At 46.5% G+C, this 18,136-nt stretch carries 17 protein-coding genes and 1 tRNA gene; 15 read left to right on the top strand and 3 right to left on the bottom strand.

What is annotated here, in order from left to right; genetic code table 11:
* The first annotated feature begins 16 nt into the window (after positions 1 to 16).
* A complete protein-coding gene (locus tag H6780_02010; GenBank protein ID USN89173.1) occupies positions 17 to 1,489 on the top strand; it encodes an HD domain-containing protein in 1,473 nt (490 codons plus the stop codon).
* A gap of 693 nt (positions 1,490 to 2,182) precedes the next feature.
* Here the strand turns inward: H6780_02010 and xth are convergent.
* Positions 2,183 to 2,983, bottom strand: coding sequence for an exodeoxyribonuclease III (gene xth / locus H6780_02005; protein USN89172.1), 801 nt, complete (start codon positions 2,981 to 2,983; stop codon positions 2,183 to 2,185).
* A 225-nt stretch (positions 2,984 to 3,208) separates the two neighbouring features.
* On the opposite strand from xth, the gene H6780_02000 reads away from it, so the two are divergent.
* The 3 genes from H6780_02000 (at position 3,209) to H6780_01990 (ending at position 4,490) form a co-directional block, all read left to right on the top strand.
* The gene (locus H6780_02000) at positions 3,209 to 3,958 is read left to right on the top strand and encodes a hypothetical protein (protein ID USN89171.1); all 750 of its coding nucleotides are present in this window, start codon (positions 3,209 to 3,211) and stop codon (positions 3,956 to 3,958) included.
* Between the two features lie 27 nt (positions 3,959 to 3,985).
* Positions 3,986 to 4,069 (top strand) — tRNA-Leu (locus H6780_01995).
* 220 nt (positions 4,070 to 4,289) lie between these two features.
* A complete protein-coding gene (locus H6780_01990; GenBank protein ID USN89170.1) occupies positions 4,290 to 4,490 on the top strand; it encodes a cold shock domain-containing protein in 201 nt (66 codons plus the stop codon).
* Positions 4,491 to 4,537: 47 nt separating this feature from the next.
* Here H6780_01990 and H6780_01985 read toward each other — a convergent pair whose 3' ends face one another.
* Positions 4,538 to 4,834: a hypothetical protein gene (locus H6780_01985; protein ID USN89169.1), complete on the bottom strand. Its 297-nt coding sequence runs from the start codon at positions 4,832 to 4,834 to the stop codon at positions 4,538 to 4,540.
* 164 nt (positions 4,835 to 4,998) lie between these two features.
* On the opposite strand from H6780_01985, the gene H6780_01980 reads away from it, so the two are divergent.
* The 5 genes from H6780_01980 to H6780_01960 all read left to right on the top strand — a co-directional run bounded on the left by H6780_01980 (position 4,999) and on the right by H6780_01960 (position 10,746).
* Positions 4,999 to 5,334: a hypothetical protein gene (locus H6780_01980; protein USN89168.1), complete on the top strand. Its 336-nt coding sequence runs from the start codon at positions 4,999 to 5,001 to the stop codon at positions 5,332 to 5,334.
* Position 5,335: 1 nt separating this feature from the next.
* Positions 5,336 to 7,771: an ATP-dependent Clp protease ATP-binding subunit gene (locus H6780_01975; protein USN89167.1), complete on the top strand. Its 2,436-nt coding sequence runs from the start codon at positions 5,336 to 5,338 to the stop codon at positions 7,769 to 7,771.
* Positions 7,772 to 7,878: 107 nt separating this feature from the next.
* Positions 7,879 to 8,766 carry a hypothetical protein gene (locus H6780_01970; GenBank protein USN89166.1) on the top strand — a complete coding sequence of 296 codons (888 nt, stop codon included), beginning with the start codon at positions 7,879 to 7,881 and terminating at the stop codon, positions 8,764 to 8,766.
* A complete protein-coding gene (locus H6780_01965; protein USN89165.1) occupies positions 8,766 to 9,662 on the top strand; it encodes a hypothetical protein in 897 nt (298 codons plus the stop codon). Before H6780_01970 ends, H6780_01965 begins: the two co-directional genes overlap by 1 nt.
* A 94-nt stretch (positions 9,663 to 9,756) precedes the next feature.
* The gene (locus H6780_01960) at positions 9,757 to 10,746 is read left to right on the top strand and encodes a hypothetical protein (GenBank protein USN89164.1); all 990 of its coding nucleotides are present in this window, start codon (positions 9,757 to 9,759) and stop codon (positions 10,744 to 10,746) included.
* Between the two features lie 62 nt (positions 10,747 to 10,808).
* Here the strand turns inward: H6780_01960 and H6780_01955 are convergent, their stop codons facing one another.
* Positions 10,809 to 11,723, bottom strand: a complete 915-nt coding sequence (locus H6780_01955) for a tyrosine-type recombinase/integrase (GenBank protein USN89163.1) — start codon at positions 11,721 to 11,723, stop codon at positions 10,809 to 10,811.
* A gap of 111 nt (positions 11,724 to 11,834) precedes the next feature.
* On the opposite strand from H6780_01955, the gene H6780_01950 reads away from it, so the two are divergent.
* From H6780_01950 to H6780_01925, 6 genes are all read left to right on the top strand, one after another.
* Positions 11,835 to 12,227 carry a hypothetical protein gene (locus tag H6780_01950; protein ID USN89162.1) on the top strand — a complete coding sequence of 131 codons (393 nt, stop codon included), beginning with the start codon at positions 11,835 to 11,837 and terminating at the stop codon, positions 12,225 to 12,227.
* A 220-nt stretch (positions 12,228 to 12,447) separates the two neighbouring features.
* Positions 12,448 to 12,714, top strand: coding sequence for a 30S ribosomal protein S15 (gene rpsO, locus H6780_01945; GenBank protein USN89161.1), 267 nt, complete (start codon positions 12,448 to 12,450; stop codon positions 12,712 to 12,714).
* Between the two features lie 256 nt (positions 12,715 to 12,970).
* A complete protein-coding gene (locus H6780_01940; protein USN89160.1) occupies positions 12,971 to 13,591 on the top strand; it encodes an NYN domain-containing protein in 621 nt (206 codons plus the stop codon).
* Between the two features lie 166 nt (positions 13,592 to 13,757).
* On the top strand, positions 13,758 to 15,902 hold the full coding sequence (locus H6780_01935) for a polyribonucleotide nucleotidyltransferase (protein USN89159.1): 2,145 nt from the start codon (positions 13,758 to 13,760) through the stop codon (positions 15,900 to 15,902).
* Positions 15,903 to 15,946: 44 nt separating this feature from the next.
* Positions 15,947 to 17,743 (top strand): hypothetical protein, encoded by a 1,797-nt coding sequence (locus tag H6780_01930; protein ID USN89158.1) that lies wholly within the window; start codon positions 15,947 to 15,949, stop codon positions 17,741 to 17,743.
* Positions 17,744 to 17,757: 14 nt separating this feature from the next.
* Entirely contained in the window at positions 17,758 to 18,132 is a 375-nt protein-coding gene (locus H6780_01925) for a hypothetical protein (protein ID USN89157.1), read from the top strand.
* Positions 18,133 to 18,136: the final 4 nt, after the last annotated feature.

The raw sequence follows: 18,136 nt of genomic DNA, 5'->3' as shown, positions 1-18,136 counted from the left end.
CTGCTAGAATAGCTTTATGAATATTAGCGCAGACAAGATTCCACTAGAAGTCCGACAAATTGCACATACGCTTGAAACTAATGGTTTTGAGGCGTTTGTCGTAGGTGGCTGCACCAGAGACCTGCTTCTTGGAAAGACGCCAAAAGACTGGGATCTCACCACCAACGCACACCCCGAGCAGATTCAAGCTCTTTTCCCTGAGCACTACGCTAATAATGACTTCGGCACTGTCGGTGTAAAAACAGAATCTGAAGACACAACACTGAAAGTTGTAGAAATAACGCCATATCGCACTGAAAGCGGTTACACTGATGCGCGCCGACCTGACTCTGTCACCTTTGGTGTATCACTTGAGGAAGACCTTAAGCGCCGCGACTTTACCGTAAATGCACTCGCATATCGAATTTCAACCAATACTATGGTGGACTTATTTGACGGAGTAGAGGACCTCCAGAACAAGCGACTTAAGGCTGTTGGTGATGCAAACGAACGCTTTTCTGAGGATGCACTCCGTATGATGCGTGCCGTACGCTTAGCAGCAGAGCTTGATTTTGTCATTGAGACCAATACTATGGCAGCCATTTTGGCAAATCACGAGCAACTTACCAAAATATCTATAGAACGTATCTCAAGTGAGTTTTTGCGCACCATTGCTTCTCCAACCCCTATGCAAGGCATTGTTTTCATGGAAAAACTTGGTTTATTGCAACATTTCATCCCCGAGCTTCTCATTTGTGTGGGGGTGGAACAAGGCGGGGCGCATAAATATGATGTGTACGAACACCTCCTCCGTACCATGCAAGCGGCAGCTGATAAAGAATATTCGGTGAACATGCGCTTGGCTGGGCTTTTTCACGATATTGCAAAGCCACAAACCCGCCGCGAAGGGGGGAAAAACAAGCAATACACTTTCTTCGGTCATGAAGTAGTAGGTGCGAAGATGACTAAAAAAATCCTTGACCGACTTAAAATGCCACGCGAAACAGTCGAGGAAGTCACTAATTTGGTCCGTTGGCACATGTTTTTCGCTGATACAGAGGAAATTTCATTATCTGCAGTGCGCCGAACCATCACGCGAGTGGGGGAGAATCATATTGAAGAGCTCCTTAATCTACGCGTTTGCGACCGAATTGGTATGGGGCGACCAAAGGAAGAACCATTTCGCTTTCGCAAATATAAAGCCATGGTGGATGAAGCCTTGCGTGATCCAATCTCTGTCAAAATGCTTAAGATAGATGGTACTCGCATTATGGAGCTCTCGGGAGAGAAGCCAGGACGTAAATTAGGCTATATTTTGCACGCTTTACTCGAAGAAGCCCTAGAAGACTCGTCTAAAAACACTGCAGAATACCTCGAAAGGAGAACCCTGGAACTTCTTGCGTTATCAGAAGAGAAATTAATAGCTCTGGCTGATGCAGGTAAGCAAAAACAAGCTGAGGAAGAGGCCCTGGCCTTAAAGGACATAGCTCGCGAACATCGAGTTAACTAAAGGACAATATGAAAAACGACCCAACTGGGCCGTTTTATTGATGTTAGGTTGTGGTGGTAAGTATTCAGCTAATGCGACATACATTAATATTAAAATTGAGAAGCAACACAAAACTTGTTCTCAGATATATTGAGTTTGACCGCATAGTCGCCTACAGACTACTTTTCTCAAATAAAAAAGGCCTGAAGGAATCGGGAGCCAATCGTGGTGGTGATCAGCTGCCGGTGCCTTCAGGCCTTGTGTAAAATGAGCTTTTGTTTTGGAGGATTATGGTAATCCAAGATGGCGCTTATCTATGAAGCTAACCAATTCCGAAGCTCTATGTTGTACTGAGAGATGTACGTTTTTTGACTTTGCGTCTGTAGAGTTGCAATGTCTGTACTCTCTCTAATAGGGTGGGATGTTATGAACGTTTTGAGTAAAGAGCTTTTAGGCTCTTGGAGGTAATACTCATTTGTTGGTTTTGGAAGATCTCTTTAAGGGGATTCTTCCAGGGAGCTGGTCAGAAACTTAATTCCGCTCAACTCTCTGGAAGGTCCTGCTCGCCCTCTCTGGGCCTGCCAATAATATACATCCTATAAAAGACAAGGTAAAGGACACTGTTGTGTATATGTGGGGATAACTTGTCCTTTATAGAATAATTTGACTAAATTGTGTTTCGTGTTGTTGTAATCATTCCGTAAGATCAGTAATTTATGGCTCTATTGTTAGCTCAATTGAAACTGGGCAGTGGTCACTACCGAGCACATCAGGGTGAATCCTTGCGCTTTTTAAAATTGATGTCAAAGCCTCACTCACCATTACGTAGTCAATACGCCACCCAACATTACGTTCACGAGCTGCGCCAAAATGACTCCACCAAGTGTACAGGTTAGGGGTGTCTGGATGTAAGTGCCGAAGAGTATCAACGAAACCTTTCTTAATCATTTCATCAAAACCAGCTCGTTCTTCATTAGTGAATCCTTTCTTCCCAATGTTCGGCTTTGGTCTAGCGAGATCAATCTCCTTGTGCGCTACATTGAAGTCGCCGCAGAATATAACGGGCTTCTTCTGCTGTAATCTATCCATGTACTCGAGATAGGCAGGATCCCACTGCTGACGCATAGGGATACGCGAGAGGTCGTCTTTAGCGTTCGGAGTATAAACAGTGCTGATGTAAAACGCGTCAAACTCGGCTGTAATTACCCGTCCCTCCTTTGTCGTGTCACCATACTCATCTACAAGCTCATATTTATCTGCAATCTCTTTAGGTAGCCCAATGATTACATCGCTTGGAGCATGCTTGGTAAAAATAGCAGTCCCAGAGTAACCCTTGCGCTCTGCAGAACACCAGTATTCTTCATACTCGTCTAAATCAACATCAATTTGATCTTGGCTAGCTTTAGTTTCTTGAATACAGAGCACGTCTGGCTGGTGTTTAGCAATAAATGGCTCTAATAAACCTTTTTTCTGCACAGCACGAATGCCGTTCATGTTCCATGAGTAGATTTTCATAAGCCTAGTCTACTGTATCTATGCTTAAATATGAAACTCGCGAGAGAATCCACGCAATGCCGATATTTACCGGAAACATGAAAGTATTTACCCCGAATAAGTCAGTGCCCAGGGAAACGGTTTCATTAGAAACTCCAAAGATCAAACTGCTTGGAACATCCACACCTCATCTTACTCATCAACGTTTGCAATTAAGGCACAGTATGCGAATATACCGAATTATATATGTCTCACTTGGAACTGTTGCAGGTAAAATTACTGACAGAGAAGTATCACGGCCTTGAAACCGAGGCGTTTTTGCATGATAAAGCACGGCTCGAAGCGGGAGAGCCGTATGAATATGTGCTTGGGCACACTGAATTTATAGGAGCTGTCATCGACCTTTCGTTAAAACCAATGATTCCACGGCCAGAAAGCGCGTTTTGGATTAAGCGAGCGATTGAGGAACTCAGCCATAGGGAAGAGAGTCTTAGACTAGCCGATGTGTACGCAGGCTCGGGCAATGCCGGCATCGCTCTGCTGCACAACTTGTCAAACTGTACGGTAGATATCTGTGACATTGACCCCGCATTAAAGCGCCAACAAGCGCTAAGTTTGGAGCGAAACAACATCTCATCAGAGCGTGTCAATCTAATTACTGCCAGCAATCTTGACGGATTGACGGGAAAATATAACGCCATTTTCGCCATTCCTCCATACGTGCCATACGAAGCCTTGCCTGAACTAGACAAAGAAATGATTGACTACGAACCGCACTTGGCCTTTTTTGCACACGAGAATGGTCATGAATTTCACCGTATTTTGATTGAACAAGCATGGGACTTCTTACTGCCGGGCGGCACTCTCTACATGGAATCAGACATAGACACTGAGGAGGTTATACAAAAGCTAGTTAAAAATACCAGGTGGACATCTCTTGAATTTTGGCCAGATCCATACGGAGCAACGCCAAATGTGGTGCTGCGGAAATTATAAATCTGTGCTTAAATACGAAACGTCCTTGCTGGAGTGGCGAAATTGGTAGACGCGCTACGTTCAGGTCGTAGTGGGAGTAATCTCGTGGAGGTTCAAGTCCTCTCTCCAGCACACTAATTCATTTTTTGCTTTGCGACCTATGTGAGAGATAATCGAGGGAAAGAATGACCCCAAAAGACCGGCCGCTTCGCGGCCGGTCTTTTGGGGGCACACACCCCCTTGCGTTTCTTCACCGCTGTGCTTTAATGCAATTACGAAACGAAGCTCCTCTTGAAGTGCAGAAGATCAGGTGCAGTGAAGTTTTGGTTAGAAAAATAAATCATACATATATATGAAGGGTTCAGTTGTACGCAAGCGCACAGAAGGTTACGGGTTCATCAAGCCAGAAGCGGGTGAGAAGGATGTTTTCTTTCACGCTTCAGCGGTAGTAGACGTAACTTTCGACGAGCTTAACGAAGGTGACGCTGTTACATTCGATGTTGAAGAAGGTCCTAAGGGTCCTGCTGCGACAAACGTACGAAAGGCTGCGTAAATAACCGCACTTGAAAACACCCCGTTTACACGGGGTGTTTTTATATATCAGCACAGCGGCTGTTCCAGACCTATTCCGTGATGATTACGCGGATCAACTGACGCATCCAGAAAACTCTTGTCGATGCTGTCGTGTGGAAATACATGGTGCTTGCACCCAGACATATCCTGCCACACTACCGTCAACCCGATTTCATCCGCAATCAAATGGGCGGCCGCCCGAAGGAGACGATCAGACAGCGTTAGTTCTCCAGGCAAATAAATATAGCCGCGACCAAAAGAAAAACGCACAGTAACATCATTTAGATCATGCACTGTGATAGTACCAGACAAATGATTACTCATGGCGAGAACCTCCATCAATCTTTCTCTGCGCAGTATACACCGATTTGTGTATCCCTCAACACCTTGCGGCGCACGGCCAAATTTTTTACTGCTATACTATAGGTACCATGCTCTTTCTTTCTATAGTGCATCACTATTTGTTATGGCACTACTCACGCGCTTTTTTGGAAATTTTTCACGTCTGGCTCAATCTGTTATGGTTTGTCGTGCACTTTTTTTCACTACCACAGCTCGTTCGTACCTGGATTTCACCATGGAAACGAATTATCGAACCGCGTGGAAACAGGTGGAACTTAGAAGACCTGGCTGGATACATCGTTATTGGCATCATTTCTCGCCTAATTGGATTTATACTGCGCACAGCACTCATCATCATCGGAACTACTTGCTTACTTGCTTGCATTGTAAGTGGTTTTGTCTTGTACCTCTTTTGGATTGTAGCGCCACTCGCTATTATCGCTCTATTTACTTTCGGCCTCGGTATCTTAATCACACAATAATATGAATACGCTTGACGATAGCATCAACCAATACGCACCGGCCATTCGACTCACCAAACTATTTGACCGATCGACGCTGTCACTTCTACGCATCGGAAGTTTTACAGGAGCAGCACTTTGTGGCGGTGGCGCACTAGCGAGCTCATATTTTTTAGGTGGAGAGTACTACAACCAACTCCTTGGTATGTCGCTACTATTTGGTGCTGTTTGGCTCGAGCAAATGCTGACGTATGGTTATCATAACAGCTACTATTTTCAAGGACTAAATTCTCTCATTGGACTGGATGAAGAACCTATCGCGGGAGCAACCTACGATGTGGCTGAAGCCGTACTGAAGTATCGAGATGACGTAACGTTAGCTTTTTGTATGAGCAATCTCGGTTCATTGGTTCTGTTACGTGCGGGTGTCTCGCTTGAAACAGTCGCTGAATTTATTCGCGGCTCTCGACAAAAAATCAGCGCCAATATGGTCATGTTGCCTGAAAAAGAAATTTTTAGTTTGATTGGACTTGGAAAACACCTGCTTGCGCACGATGTTGGCTTTCGTGACATGATCAAGAACGCAGGCATTACCGAAGAAACATTCCATGGTGCACTTCGTTGGATGATTGGAGCATATCATCAAGAAAAACGAGTTAAACGTTGGTGGAGCAAGGACAACCTTTCACGGACTACAGGCATCGGGCGAGAGTGGGCATACGGCACCGCATACTTACTGCAAAAATTTTCCCGAGACATTCGCACTAGTGCTGTTTTTTCTACCTTGGCAGTCAACACACCGTTTGCTGAAGAAAAAGTAAGTGAGATAGAACACTCACTCGCTCGCGCCAAAGCATCAAACGTTTTGCTTATTGGCGAAGCCGGAGTCGGTAAAATTGACCTAGTAATGGAAGTTTCCAAGCGCATGGCTACAGGAAAGTCGCTTGATGCAATTGCTGGCAAACAGATCGTTGTGCTCGACACTGGGATGATTTTTGCAGTTCATAGCGAAAAGCAAGACTTAGAACTAACCCTCATTAAAATGTTTGACGAGGCACTCGTAGCCGGAAACACCATCATTGTTATTGAAAATATCAGCAACTTTATTCGTGAAGCAGAAGCGCTGGGGGTTTTTATTCCAGAACTACTTGATGAATATCTAGCGTCACCACTCTTGCAGTTCATCGCCACCGAGACACCTGGTAATTACCACCTACACCTCGAACGACTAGGTGCCTTCTCACGACGGTTTGCCGAAGTACTCATTGATACTCCCGACCTGACTGCCACCACTCGCGTATTACAAAATGTCGCCCTCTACAACGAGAATAAGTATAAAGTGATGTTCACCTATGCTGGACTGCACTCAGTAACGACCGCGGCCGATAGATTTATTGTCGAGGGAGCGATGCCGGACAAAGCAATTGAGCTTTTAATCGACGTAGCCACGAAAGCCCAGCAAGATGGCGTACAAATTATTACCGAGGATTTTGTGCATCAAGTCGTGAGCGAAAAAACAGGCGCACCCACTGGCGCCATTGGTGATACTGAGCGAGACCTCCTCCTTCATCTTGAAGACCGTTTACACCAGCAAGTTATCGGGCAACAAGCCGCACTAAACGCTATCGCGCGTACCATGCGCCGTGCGCGAGCCGGTATACAGTCAGCCGATAAGCCCGTTGGCTCGTTCTTATTCCTAGGGCCAACTGGAGTCGGCAAGACAGAAACAGCCAAAGCTCTCGCAAAGGTTTTCTTCGGGGGGGAAGACAAATTACAGCGACTGGATATGTCTGAATACAGTGGTGCTGACGCACTAGAACGACTTATCGGCAACGGAGAGGAGCCTGGAGTCCTCCCCAACATGCTTCGAGAACACCCATACTGCGTACTACTCGTTGATGAGTTTGAAAAAGCAACTAGGCCAGTCCACGATTTATTTCTCCAGATTCTCGATGAAGGAATGTTTACCGACGCACGAGGTACTAAGGTTAACGCACGAAATACCATTGTAATCGCCACCTCAAATGCTGGTAGCAGTTTGATTTTACGAACCGTACAACAGCGTCAAGCGGTCAATACGCTCGCGCAAGAAATTATTGATCATATTGTCAAAGAAGGTATCTACCGACCTGAGCTCATCAACCGGTTCGACAACACCATCATCTTTGAACCCCTCACCATTGAAGAACAAACTGATGTCGCCACACTCATGCTCAGTGGTTTGTATGAACGAATTAAAGACCGGGGGTACGATCTCCAGGTGGGGGAGGAACTGCTCGAAGTGTTGGTACAAAAAGGATACAGTCCTGAGTTTGGTGCCAGACCAATGCAACGCGTACTGCAAGACTTGGTGGAAGAAAAAGTGGCACAAAAAATTATTGCGGGACAGGTCCAGAAGGGTGGCACCATCTCGCTCACAAAAGCTGATTTTAGTGAAGCTGAGCTATCCATCGGTTAATACTGGTAGTTTGGTAAAAAGCCGCGGCCCCGAAGGGGCCGCGGCTTTTTACCCTTATACATAGCCAGATTGGCCAACCGCTCTGGTCTGACATACAATATATATGTATGCAAGCAAAAAATATCGTAATTACCGTACTAGTATTGGCGCTCATTGGCGCAGTGGCAATGCTAACCCTTAGCAATAAAGAAGAGGCGACTAATCCAAACATCGACGACGCGCCTGTTGACGTGTTACCAGTTGAACCAGATGGTGGTATTGGCGACGGGGCCGAACCTCTTTCAGAAGTTGAGCAGGCCGAACGTGGTAACACCACACTTATCGGTGCTTCAGTGTCCGGGAGCGAAATCATCGCTCACCACTTTGGAGAAGGCGAAAAGGAAATCCTCTTAGTCGGTGGTGTACACGGCGGCTACTCACCGAGCACTGCCAAACTCGCCAGCGAACTAATGGCGTACTACGGCACTCACGAATCTGAAATTCCAAGTAATCTTACTCTCACTATTATTCCCAACCTCAACTCAGACGGCGCAACCAAGAGTGGTGCAGCCGGCCGCTTCAATGCAAATAACGTTGATTTGAATCGAAACTTCGATTGCGACTGGAGTGCAACTGGCGTGTGGCAAAACCGCGAAGTAAGTGGCGGAACAGCACCTTTCTCAGAACCAGAAGCAGCTGCGCTGCGTGACTATGTAAACACATACGACCCCGCTGCTGCCGTGGTATGGTTTGGCGCTGAAGGAAAAGTCTATCCATCAGCTTGTGAGGGTACCCCAAGCAAGGCATCCGTAACTCTCGCCGCAACTTTTGCGAGTGCTGCAGGCTACCCAGCTGAAGCAGAATTCGATGCGTATGCCATCACTGGCGATATGGTGAACTGGATGGCAAAGCAAGGTATCCCAGCAATTAGCGTGCTGCTCACCACACACGAAGGCTCAGAGTTTGAAAAAAACTTAGCCGGAGTGCAAGCGATTCTTAACGCATACGCTGAGTAATGCCTTTCAAACGTGTTCTCTGGCTGGTTGGATTCTTACTGATTGCAGGCAGCGTGTTCCTCTTCCTCACCAATCATCCGGCGCCAACTGAGCCGGATGAGCCTGCTGAATTACCGCCGGTGATTTTCGAGGAAACAGACACACCAACCACTACCGAAGCAGTCATCGGCCAATCAGTTGAACAACGAGATATCGAGGCTTATACCTTCGGGACCGGAGACGTCTCATTGCTCTTTGTCGGCGGTATCCACGGAGGGTACGAGTGGAACAGCATTCTACTTGCGTATGAAATGATGGACTATCTGCGCAGTCATCCAGAAATAATTCCAGAAAACGTGACTGTACACGTCATTCCAAACCTCAATCCTGACGGACTCTTTACCGCCACCGGACTTGAGGGAAGATTCACTGCAGACAACATTACTTCAAACGCGATGCACACCAGCGGAACTGGTCGCTTCAATGCGAACGATGTAGACCTTAATCGCAACTTTGCCTGCAAGTGGGCACCCGAAAGCTCCTGGCGAGGGAAGGTGGTTGATGCGGGAGACAGCGCCTTCTCCGAACCAGAAGCAAGGGCACTTCGAGATTATGTACTCACCATTGAACCAAGAGCCGTCGTCTTCTGGCACAGCATGGCCGGCAACGTCTACGCATCAGAGTGTGAAAATGGCGTCTTGCCAGAAACACTGACACTGATGAATACCTATGCACTCGCAGGAAAGTACGGCGCAGTCGCAACCTTCGATGCCTATCCAGTAACTGGCGACTCTGAAGGCTGGCTCGCCTCAATCGGCATTCCTGCCGTGACCGTAGAACTTGGATCTCGCACTAGTACTGAGTGGGAGAAAAACCGAGCCGGAACAGAAGCAGTCTTAGAGATGTATAAAGAATAGCCAAATTTGGTTTTACATAAATCGGCCGCGAGCTTCGCTCGCGGCCGATTTATGTAGTGCTACACTATACGCATATACACCTAACAATTACACCATGCCCTTGCTTCAAAATAAATACATAAAAATTGGCGGCGCCACCTTGGGAATACTCTTTCTCATTTTTATTGCTGTCATGGTTTTGCTCACCACACTAAGTAAGTCTACTGGACTTAGTGATTCGTACGCACCAACTATGATGATTGATTCTGACATGGCAGAAATGGGAATAGCCTACAATCGAGTAGCCGATGGGGACTACTATCCCGCTCCAGGTATTCCAAGTACTCCAGGATACACCAGTGATCTAGAGTCATACGAAACAACCAACTACAACCTGACCGGGCGCACCAACGATTTAGACACATTCTGTGACACACTTATTACTCTAAAAACCGATACGCAGATTCACTTCAAGAGTCTAACCGAAAACCTCAATAGCTGTACCGCCACCTTCTACACACCACTTGATAAAACCGACGCGACACTAGCAGCACTCACCAAAACTTCTGGAGTTGAGTACACCCGCAACACCGTTTCAGTCACCAGACACAAACAACGACTCGAAAGTCAGACGGCAATTATCTCCGCTCAACTACAAAGTGTCAGTCGATCACTCACACTTGCCGAACAGCAATTTGATGAGCTAGCCGAGTTTGCTAGGGAGACCAAAGACGCCAAGTCACTTTCAGAAGCACTGCGCTATAAATTTGAAAACATCAACACACTGACGCAGCAGAAAATTTCACTCACCGCCCAACTCAATAATCTCTACCAGCAATCGGCTGACCTTGAAGAGCGAATGGATGTTGTGGAATTCCAAGTATCGGTCTATCGACTAAGCACCATTCAGGTGAACGAAACGAAAGTGAAATGGCAGCAAGCCTGGAAAGATTTACAGAATCAAACAACTGACACCTTGATCGGACTTACCACCGTCTTTGGTATCTTCCTCCTCTGGACTATCCGGATTACCATCTATCTTCTCGTACTTATTATCGTCATCAGACTAGTAACAAAATTTGTAAAGAAAGTCTGGCAAAAGTAAGAAGTAAAAAAATAAAACACATCGGCCGCGAGCTTCGCTCGCGGCCGATGTGTTTTATTTTTTTACTTCCCGTGAAATTTTTTATGCACTTCTCGTAAGTGCTTGTCAGTGACGTGGGTGTAGACCTGCGTTGTATTTATACTCGCGTGTCCAAGCAGCGCTTGCACACTTCTGATGTCCGCACCATTTTGCAAAAGATCAGTTGCGAAACTGTGTCGAATAACGTGCGGCGTTACCTTACGGGTGATGCCCGCCGCAGCTGCATACTTTTTCAAGAGTCGCTGCACTGCGCGCGGCGAGAGACGCAAATCACCGCCATCATTTTGCTTTCGTCCGTAACGCACGAACATCGCATCATCCATGTCCTTTCGATTCTTGAGATACTCCTGGAGCGCCGTTCGTGCTGAGTCTGAAATAAACACCACTCGCACTTTGTCTCCCTTACCACGAATTGAAAATTCGTCACGCGTAAGATCAACATCATCAATCGAGAGAGAGCAGAGCTCAGAGATACGAAGACCAGTAGAGAAAAGGAGTTCAAGAATTGCTTTGTCGCGTTTCCCTTCGAGCGTCTTCACATCCGGCGCCGACATCAGTCGCTTCAGCTCCGCACTCGAAATAAGATCGAGTGAACGCTCCGGCACTTTTGCAAGTTCAATCCGCTCTGGGTTGAGCGATTCAACATCCCGCTTTCGCAGATACTTTAGAAATGCTCGCAGGGCAATCAGGTAATAGTTTTGCGTTCGACGTTTCATGGGTTCGCGCCGACCGCCAACTTTTGTACCCGGCTGGCGATTAAGGAAAAGACGAAACTCACGCACCTGTTCCTCAGTCAGGTCACTTGGTTTGGTCACCTTAGCAAACGCAAAAAAGCGATCGAGGTAGCGATCATAGTTCTCAACCGTCTTCACACTTCTTCCCCGCTCGATTTCGAGGTACTCCAAAAAGTGACGTTTCAGTTCCACAAGGGTGTTCATCAATAGCAGTATAGCAAGTGAAACGACTGTTTAGCGACAGCAGGAAACGTAGACAAACTCGGTGCACGTGATTTAATTAGTTCAGGATGACTACTGCAAAAGGAGGTAGCCATGCATACGTACCTTGGAGTATTAATCACCGGACCAAAGCACAGCCGCCATCTAGTTTCAGAACTCTTTGAAACACAGAAGGCACGCGATCTTGGCCACGCATCAAAAATCGTTTTTGATCGACTGCGAAACAAAGTTCCTGCTGCCGACAATGAGCAGCTCGGTTACCGGGACTTGAGCGATTGGCCTGAGCTTGTTTTGCTAGAAGACAAAACACTCAACTGGCATATCGTTGCACTCTTCTTTACCGTTGGAACTAAGACGACGATGAAGATTCATCTCACTAAAGGACGGCCGAGTGATCAGTTCATCAACGAAACCGCAGCGGAAGATCTTTCCCATCTGCACGGAGCAACTCTCATCGGTCACCACTTCGCACGTTTCGGTTCTTAGTTCAGTCGCGCCTTATGGCGCGACTTTGTTTTGCATGGCCCGTGACACGCCTTGATTTTTCATTAAAATATGCTATGATTGCCAGAACCGTAGCACCCTAGGAGTACTTCCATTGGCTAACGCCAAAGGGGCGCAGGTTATTATTCCGTTCCAATGGTGCCACCGATGTTGCAAAACGTATGCGTGGAGACTCACGATTGGTCACGTAACAAAATACACTATGCTATCAAAGCGAGTAAAAGAAAATGAATTGAAGAAGGTGCAGCGCCACGACTCTGACACTGGTTCTCCAGAAGCTCAGGTGGCACTGATCACTCGACAGATTGAAGAACTTTCTATGCACCTACGAAAGCACAAGAAGGACTTCCACTCACGTCGTGGTCTGCTTCAGCTCGTGGCTAACCGCCGCAAGCACCTGAAGTATCTTCAGAAGAAAGATGAGAAGTCATACACTGACCTCATCAAGAAGCTCGGCCTTAAGGGCTAAGCCAACATTAAAACTCGCTCAGCTTGAGCGAGTTTTGTTTTTAAGCAAAACAAGGAGAACAGATGCAAGAGGACTCGCCTTGGAGTATAGTTAAGAAAGACACTTCTCAGCCCAATTCCGCGCCAGACACTACTCAGGTAGTAGCGACTATGCGCGGGAGGGTTTGGCTGGGGCGCGCAAGGAGCGTGCGATTCGAGGAGTGTCTGGTGCGGAATATTTTCATACGAAAAATTAACAAACTAATTTTCATTTTTATATGGGAGTCATTAGACACAAAGAGCAGCGCGTCGCGATGCTCATCGATACACAAAATTTGTATCACAGTGCAAAAAATTTATACAAATCAAAAGTAAACTTTGCTGCAGTAGTAAAAGCAGCTGTGCAAGATCGCAAACTCATTCGTGCCATCTCATACGTGGTGAACACTGAGAGCGGGGAAGAGAGTGCGTTCTTTGAAGCACTCGAAAAAGTTGGTATTGAAATCAAGACAAAGGATTTACAAATTTTCTACGGCGGTGCAAAGAAAGCCGACTGGGATGTTGGGCTTGCAGTCGATGCAATTAAGCTCGCACACAAAGTCGACGCGATTATCCTCGCCACCGGTGACGGTGACTTCATCCCACTCGTTGAGTACGTGAAGAGTCAGGGCTGTCAGGTTGAGGCAATTACGTTTGGTCGCTCATCGTCTTCCGGACTACGCGCGGTAGTAGACGACTTCATTGATCTTGATGAGGATCCAAAACAATTCCTAATTGGCTATCGACCAATTCGAAAGAGACAAACACGTGGTCGTGCTGGAACGAACAGCAAGAATCATGGCAACGAAAAAACAGTAGGGACAAAAGTGGTTGGAGCAGACACTGACGGTCTACTCTAGAGATAGTAAAACTGGCCAACGCCGCAGGCGTTGGCCAGTTTTACTATGTGGCGCATTCTAATCTAGTCTGCTATCGTGATGAGGTTAAAAAATTAACTGAAGCTACATACGAGCGGATGTTTGATGCATTCAAATATCTCATCGTGTGCAGCTTCACCACGTTCACATGCAATCACAATCATTTTCACTTGAGCTAGCGGGGAAGACACTGACCGCAGAATTTACCGACCTCACCGCTCACACCAACGGCTCAGTACTTCTTCGCTTTGGCGAGACAGCCATTTTAGTTACCGCTGTTATGGGCGAGCATGAAAATGTTGGCATGAATTACTTTCCTCTCTCGGTAGAGTTTGAAGAGAAGTTCTATGCAGCCGGACAAATTTTAGGCAACCGCTTTCAGCGGCGCGAAGGAAAACCGAGTGATGAAGCAGTGCTCTCGGCTCGTATTGTTGATCGCACCATTCGCCCACTCTTCAATCAGCAAATTCGCAATGATGTGCAAGTGGTTATAACCGTGCTCGCCATGGGCGAAGACGACCCCGATGTGCTTGGTGTCATTGGCGCATCGCTAGCGCTCGCAGTATCTGATATTCCGTGGCGTGGCCCGGTTGCCGCAGTGCGCATTGGTCGCAATAAAGAGACGGGAGAAATTATCTTCAACCCAACGTACGCTGAACGAAAAGAAGGGCTACTCGATTTTGAAGTACTTGCTTGCGGCAAGGATCATACAATCAATATGATTGAGACCGCTTCACATGAAGTGGGCGAGGAAGATATTGTGTCCGTACTAGAAGCAGCAGTAGAAATACACCAGAAAATTGAAGCGTGGCAGCATGACATTGTAAAGACCATCGGCAAACCGAAACAGACTGATCCCATGCTTGAAGTACCAGTCGAACTTATCACTCTCTTTGAACATTCATTCAAAGAAAAACTCTCAGAAACGCTCTTCTCCGGCAAAGCAGGGAAGTCGCATATATACGCGGTAAAAAAAGAATTTACGACAGCAGCCAAGGAAGTAGGACTCAACGAAACTGCTGCCAGCGATTACTTCGAAGAGGCAATCGACCATGAACTCCACCGAGGTGCTGTCGAAGACGGTAGGCGAGCTGACGGTCGAGGCATGGACGAAGTACGAGAACTCTATGCAAAGTCTGGCGGTATTTCTCCAGTACTTCACGGATCAGGCGTTTTCTACCGAGGTGGCACACATATATTTACTGCACTCACCCTAGGTGGGCCTGAAGCTGCACAAATTATCGATACAATCGAACTTCAAGATGAAAAGAAGCGTTTCATGCACCACTACAATTTTCCACCGTTTTCAGTAGGGGAAACAGGACGTGTCGGAGGATTCAATCGTCGCATGATTGGCCACGGCGCACTTGCCGAAAAAGCGCTTGCCCCTGTTATCCCGCCACAGGAAGTATTTCCCTACACTATTCGTCTCGTTTCAGAAACACTTTCAAGTAACGGGTCTAGTTCAATGGGATCAGTGTGCGCCTCAACTTTAGCCCTCATGGATGGCGGAGTTCCGATTAGTCGTCCAGTGGCTGGCATTGCTTCGGGAGCTATGATTGTCGGTGATAAGTACCAACTGCTCACAGACATTCAAGGACCTGAGGATGAATTCGGTGACATGGATTTCAAAGTCGCCGGCACTGTCGAAGGTATTACAGCCATTCAGATGGACGTAAAAGTAGACGGTGTGCCCGTCAAAATTTTGGCAGAAGCACTCGAAAAAGCGCGCTTAGCGAGACTACAAATTATCGACACCATCACCAAGGAAATTGATTCACCGCGCGTACATATTTCACCGCGCGCACCAAAAATTGTCGTACTCAAAATCAAACCTGAACAAATCGGCCTGGTAATCGGTAGTGCTGGGAAAACCATTAACGGAATCAAGGATGATACAGGAGTGGAAGAAATCACCATTGAAGAAGATGGGGTCGTATTTATTACTGGCAAAAATGGTGCTGCTGAGGCAGCCGCGGAACGTATCGCCGCACTTACAAAAGTATACGAGGTGGGTGAGCACGCCGTGGTCACCATCACCCGTATCGCCACATTTGGTGCTTTTGCAAAACTCGACGCCCACAATGAAGGACTCATTCATATTTCTGAAATTGCTCCATTCAGATTAGAAACAATGGATGGCGTGCTAGAAGAAGGCGAACGTGTCCCTGTCGTTATTTCTAAGGTTGAAAACGGAAAAATTGGACTCTCAATTAAGCAAGCGGACCAACATTTTGCAGAGAAACGGGGGTTAAAACCGCAAATTAAGGCCGAAATGTCCGTTGAGCAGTGAAAAACTCGCACACAAGTAGAGAGTTTCGTGAGATACTAGAAGAAATGTCAGACACTTCGCACAAGCACCCGATAAAAATGCGCACTTTTGCGGCAGACATGGACGCTGTGCGGAAAAAAAGTGGTGCAACTCCAGATACTACAGCCGTAGCTTCAGCAGAACCAACAGCCAAACCTCAGCCGGTACCAAAAGCAATGCCAGCAAGTTTTGATCGTCCTAACCCTGAGAAAATTAAATCTACACCAGCAATAAAAAAGGAAGAAACAGAACGAAAAGAAACTTTAAAAAAGATTTCAGAGGCTCCAATTGTTATTACTGAACCGGCAGCTGAAAAACCAATAGCAAGCACTGCCAATTCAACCATTCCTGCTTTTCATGAATTGCAGAAGAGTGTTTCGCGTATTCAAGAAAATCTCACTGTAGACGACACGAAAGGCGTTTCTGCCAAGAAGAGTTCGAAGAAGGAGAAAGTTAAAAATGTCCCGCGTCCAAACATTGGCTACGACGCAACTATCATCACTGATACGAAAAGTGACCGCTTTCAACTATTTCCTTCGATGATTGCATCACTCAAAAAGTGGTTCAGTAAACTTAAAGTTGAAAGACAAAAGAAAGCGGCACCGAAATACACTATTCCTGAAGCGGAAAGAAGAAAAGGGGTTATCCAACGCGCTACTTCTAAAACTGGAACCATATTTACAGCCGACTCAGAAACCTTGCGTGAGCAGATTCGTCGTCGTCGCATACAAGAAGAACTCGAGGAAGAAGAACCAGAGACTGTTTGGTCACCATTTACTGAGGCTGGGTACGCGCTTTTAGAATCACCAGAAGAAACGCCAGACACTACACAAAATGTTGTCTTAGAGTACAAACGCAAGCCACAACTCATTGAACCAAATAATCCAACATTAGCGATTCCAAAGCCAACACCAACTGAAGCTTCTGACGTTGCAGAAGCTGAGGAAGAGGATTTCCTTATTGAAACGAAGATCACCGAACCGGATCTTTTGGATAATACCTTGGCAGAAGCTCGCTGGGCGGCTAGCTATGAACCTACCGAAGGCAACCCTTCGGCTGCAGAGGCGCCACTCACGATTCCTGCATATGAAGACGCACCTGAAGGCGATATATTTTTACCACCAACTCAACCAATTGGATATTCAGCAAAAAACTCAACCGACACCAATACGCTTACTATCACTTTACTCGTTGGCATCGTTGGCGCAATCGCAATATTCTTTGCCGCTCGAGTGCTATTTACCCACGTCACAAATCAGACCAGCACAGAAACTGAAGCGGTAGCGGTGAAATCAGAACCGATTATCACATCAGCACACCTAACTGGTCTACCGATTACCGTACAAACTCTTAATCAAATTCCAGTATTATTATCTAAAGCAATAGCGTCTAGCTCTGGGGAGGTGACTGAGTTTGCCGTAGTGTCAGGAGTTGGTGACGAAGTAAGTCCTTCATATCTTTTTGAAATACTACACTTCGACACCAAAGCAAATCTTCGACAATCACTCACTGCCGCACACTTTGTCTCAGTCAATCATTCAAAGCCTGGCTTGATTCTTAGCTTCGTTGATGAAGACGCGGTTCGCGGCGGCTTACTGCAGTGGGAGCCTCATATGTATAACAATTTCAATATCTTCTACGGAGATATTGATAGCAATACTGCCTCCTTTGTTGACAAAAAGATTGATGATATTGATGTGCGCGTACTGGTAAACGCTGGTGGCGACGAGAAGCTCGTGTATGGATTCTTGTCTGAAAATTCAGTTCTGATTGTTGGCGCTTCTGATGACTTTTCAAGAATATCTTCCCAAAGTCAGCAGTAGGGTATACTGAAGACATGCAACAATACGATACGTACAAAACTTCGCTTGAAGCAGAACTTTCACAAATTACAGAACAACTTGAAACGATTGCAACGCAAGACCATAAAACTGGAGATTGGATAGCCTCAATCAAAGACGAGACCACTGGGAGCGCCGACGAAAACGTAGTGGCCGACGCAACCGAAGAGTGGGGGACACACGCAGCGCTCCTTGAACAATTAGAAACAAGGTACCGCAACATCACCCGAGCGCTTGAAAAAATGAAGCTGGGAACATACGGCATTTGTGAAATCAGTGGCCTAGAGATTGAGCCAGAAAGACTTCAGATAAACCCTGCCGCCCGGACCACTATCGCTAACCGAGACCGAGAAAAGGAATTACCGTTGTAAATAT

The sequence above is a fragment of the Candidatus Nomurabacteria bacterium genome, assembly GCA_023898565.1.
Lineage (GTDB): Bacteria > Patescibacteriota > Minisyncoccia > Phycocordibacterales > UBA918 > OLB19.
The sequence above is the reverse complement of the archived record's forward strand: the minus strand, read 5'-3'. Positions and strand labels throughout refer to the sequence as shown.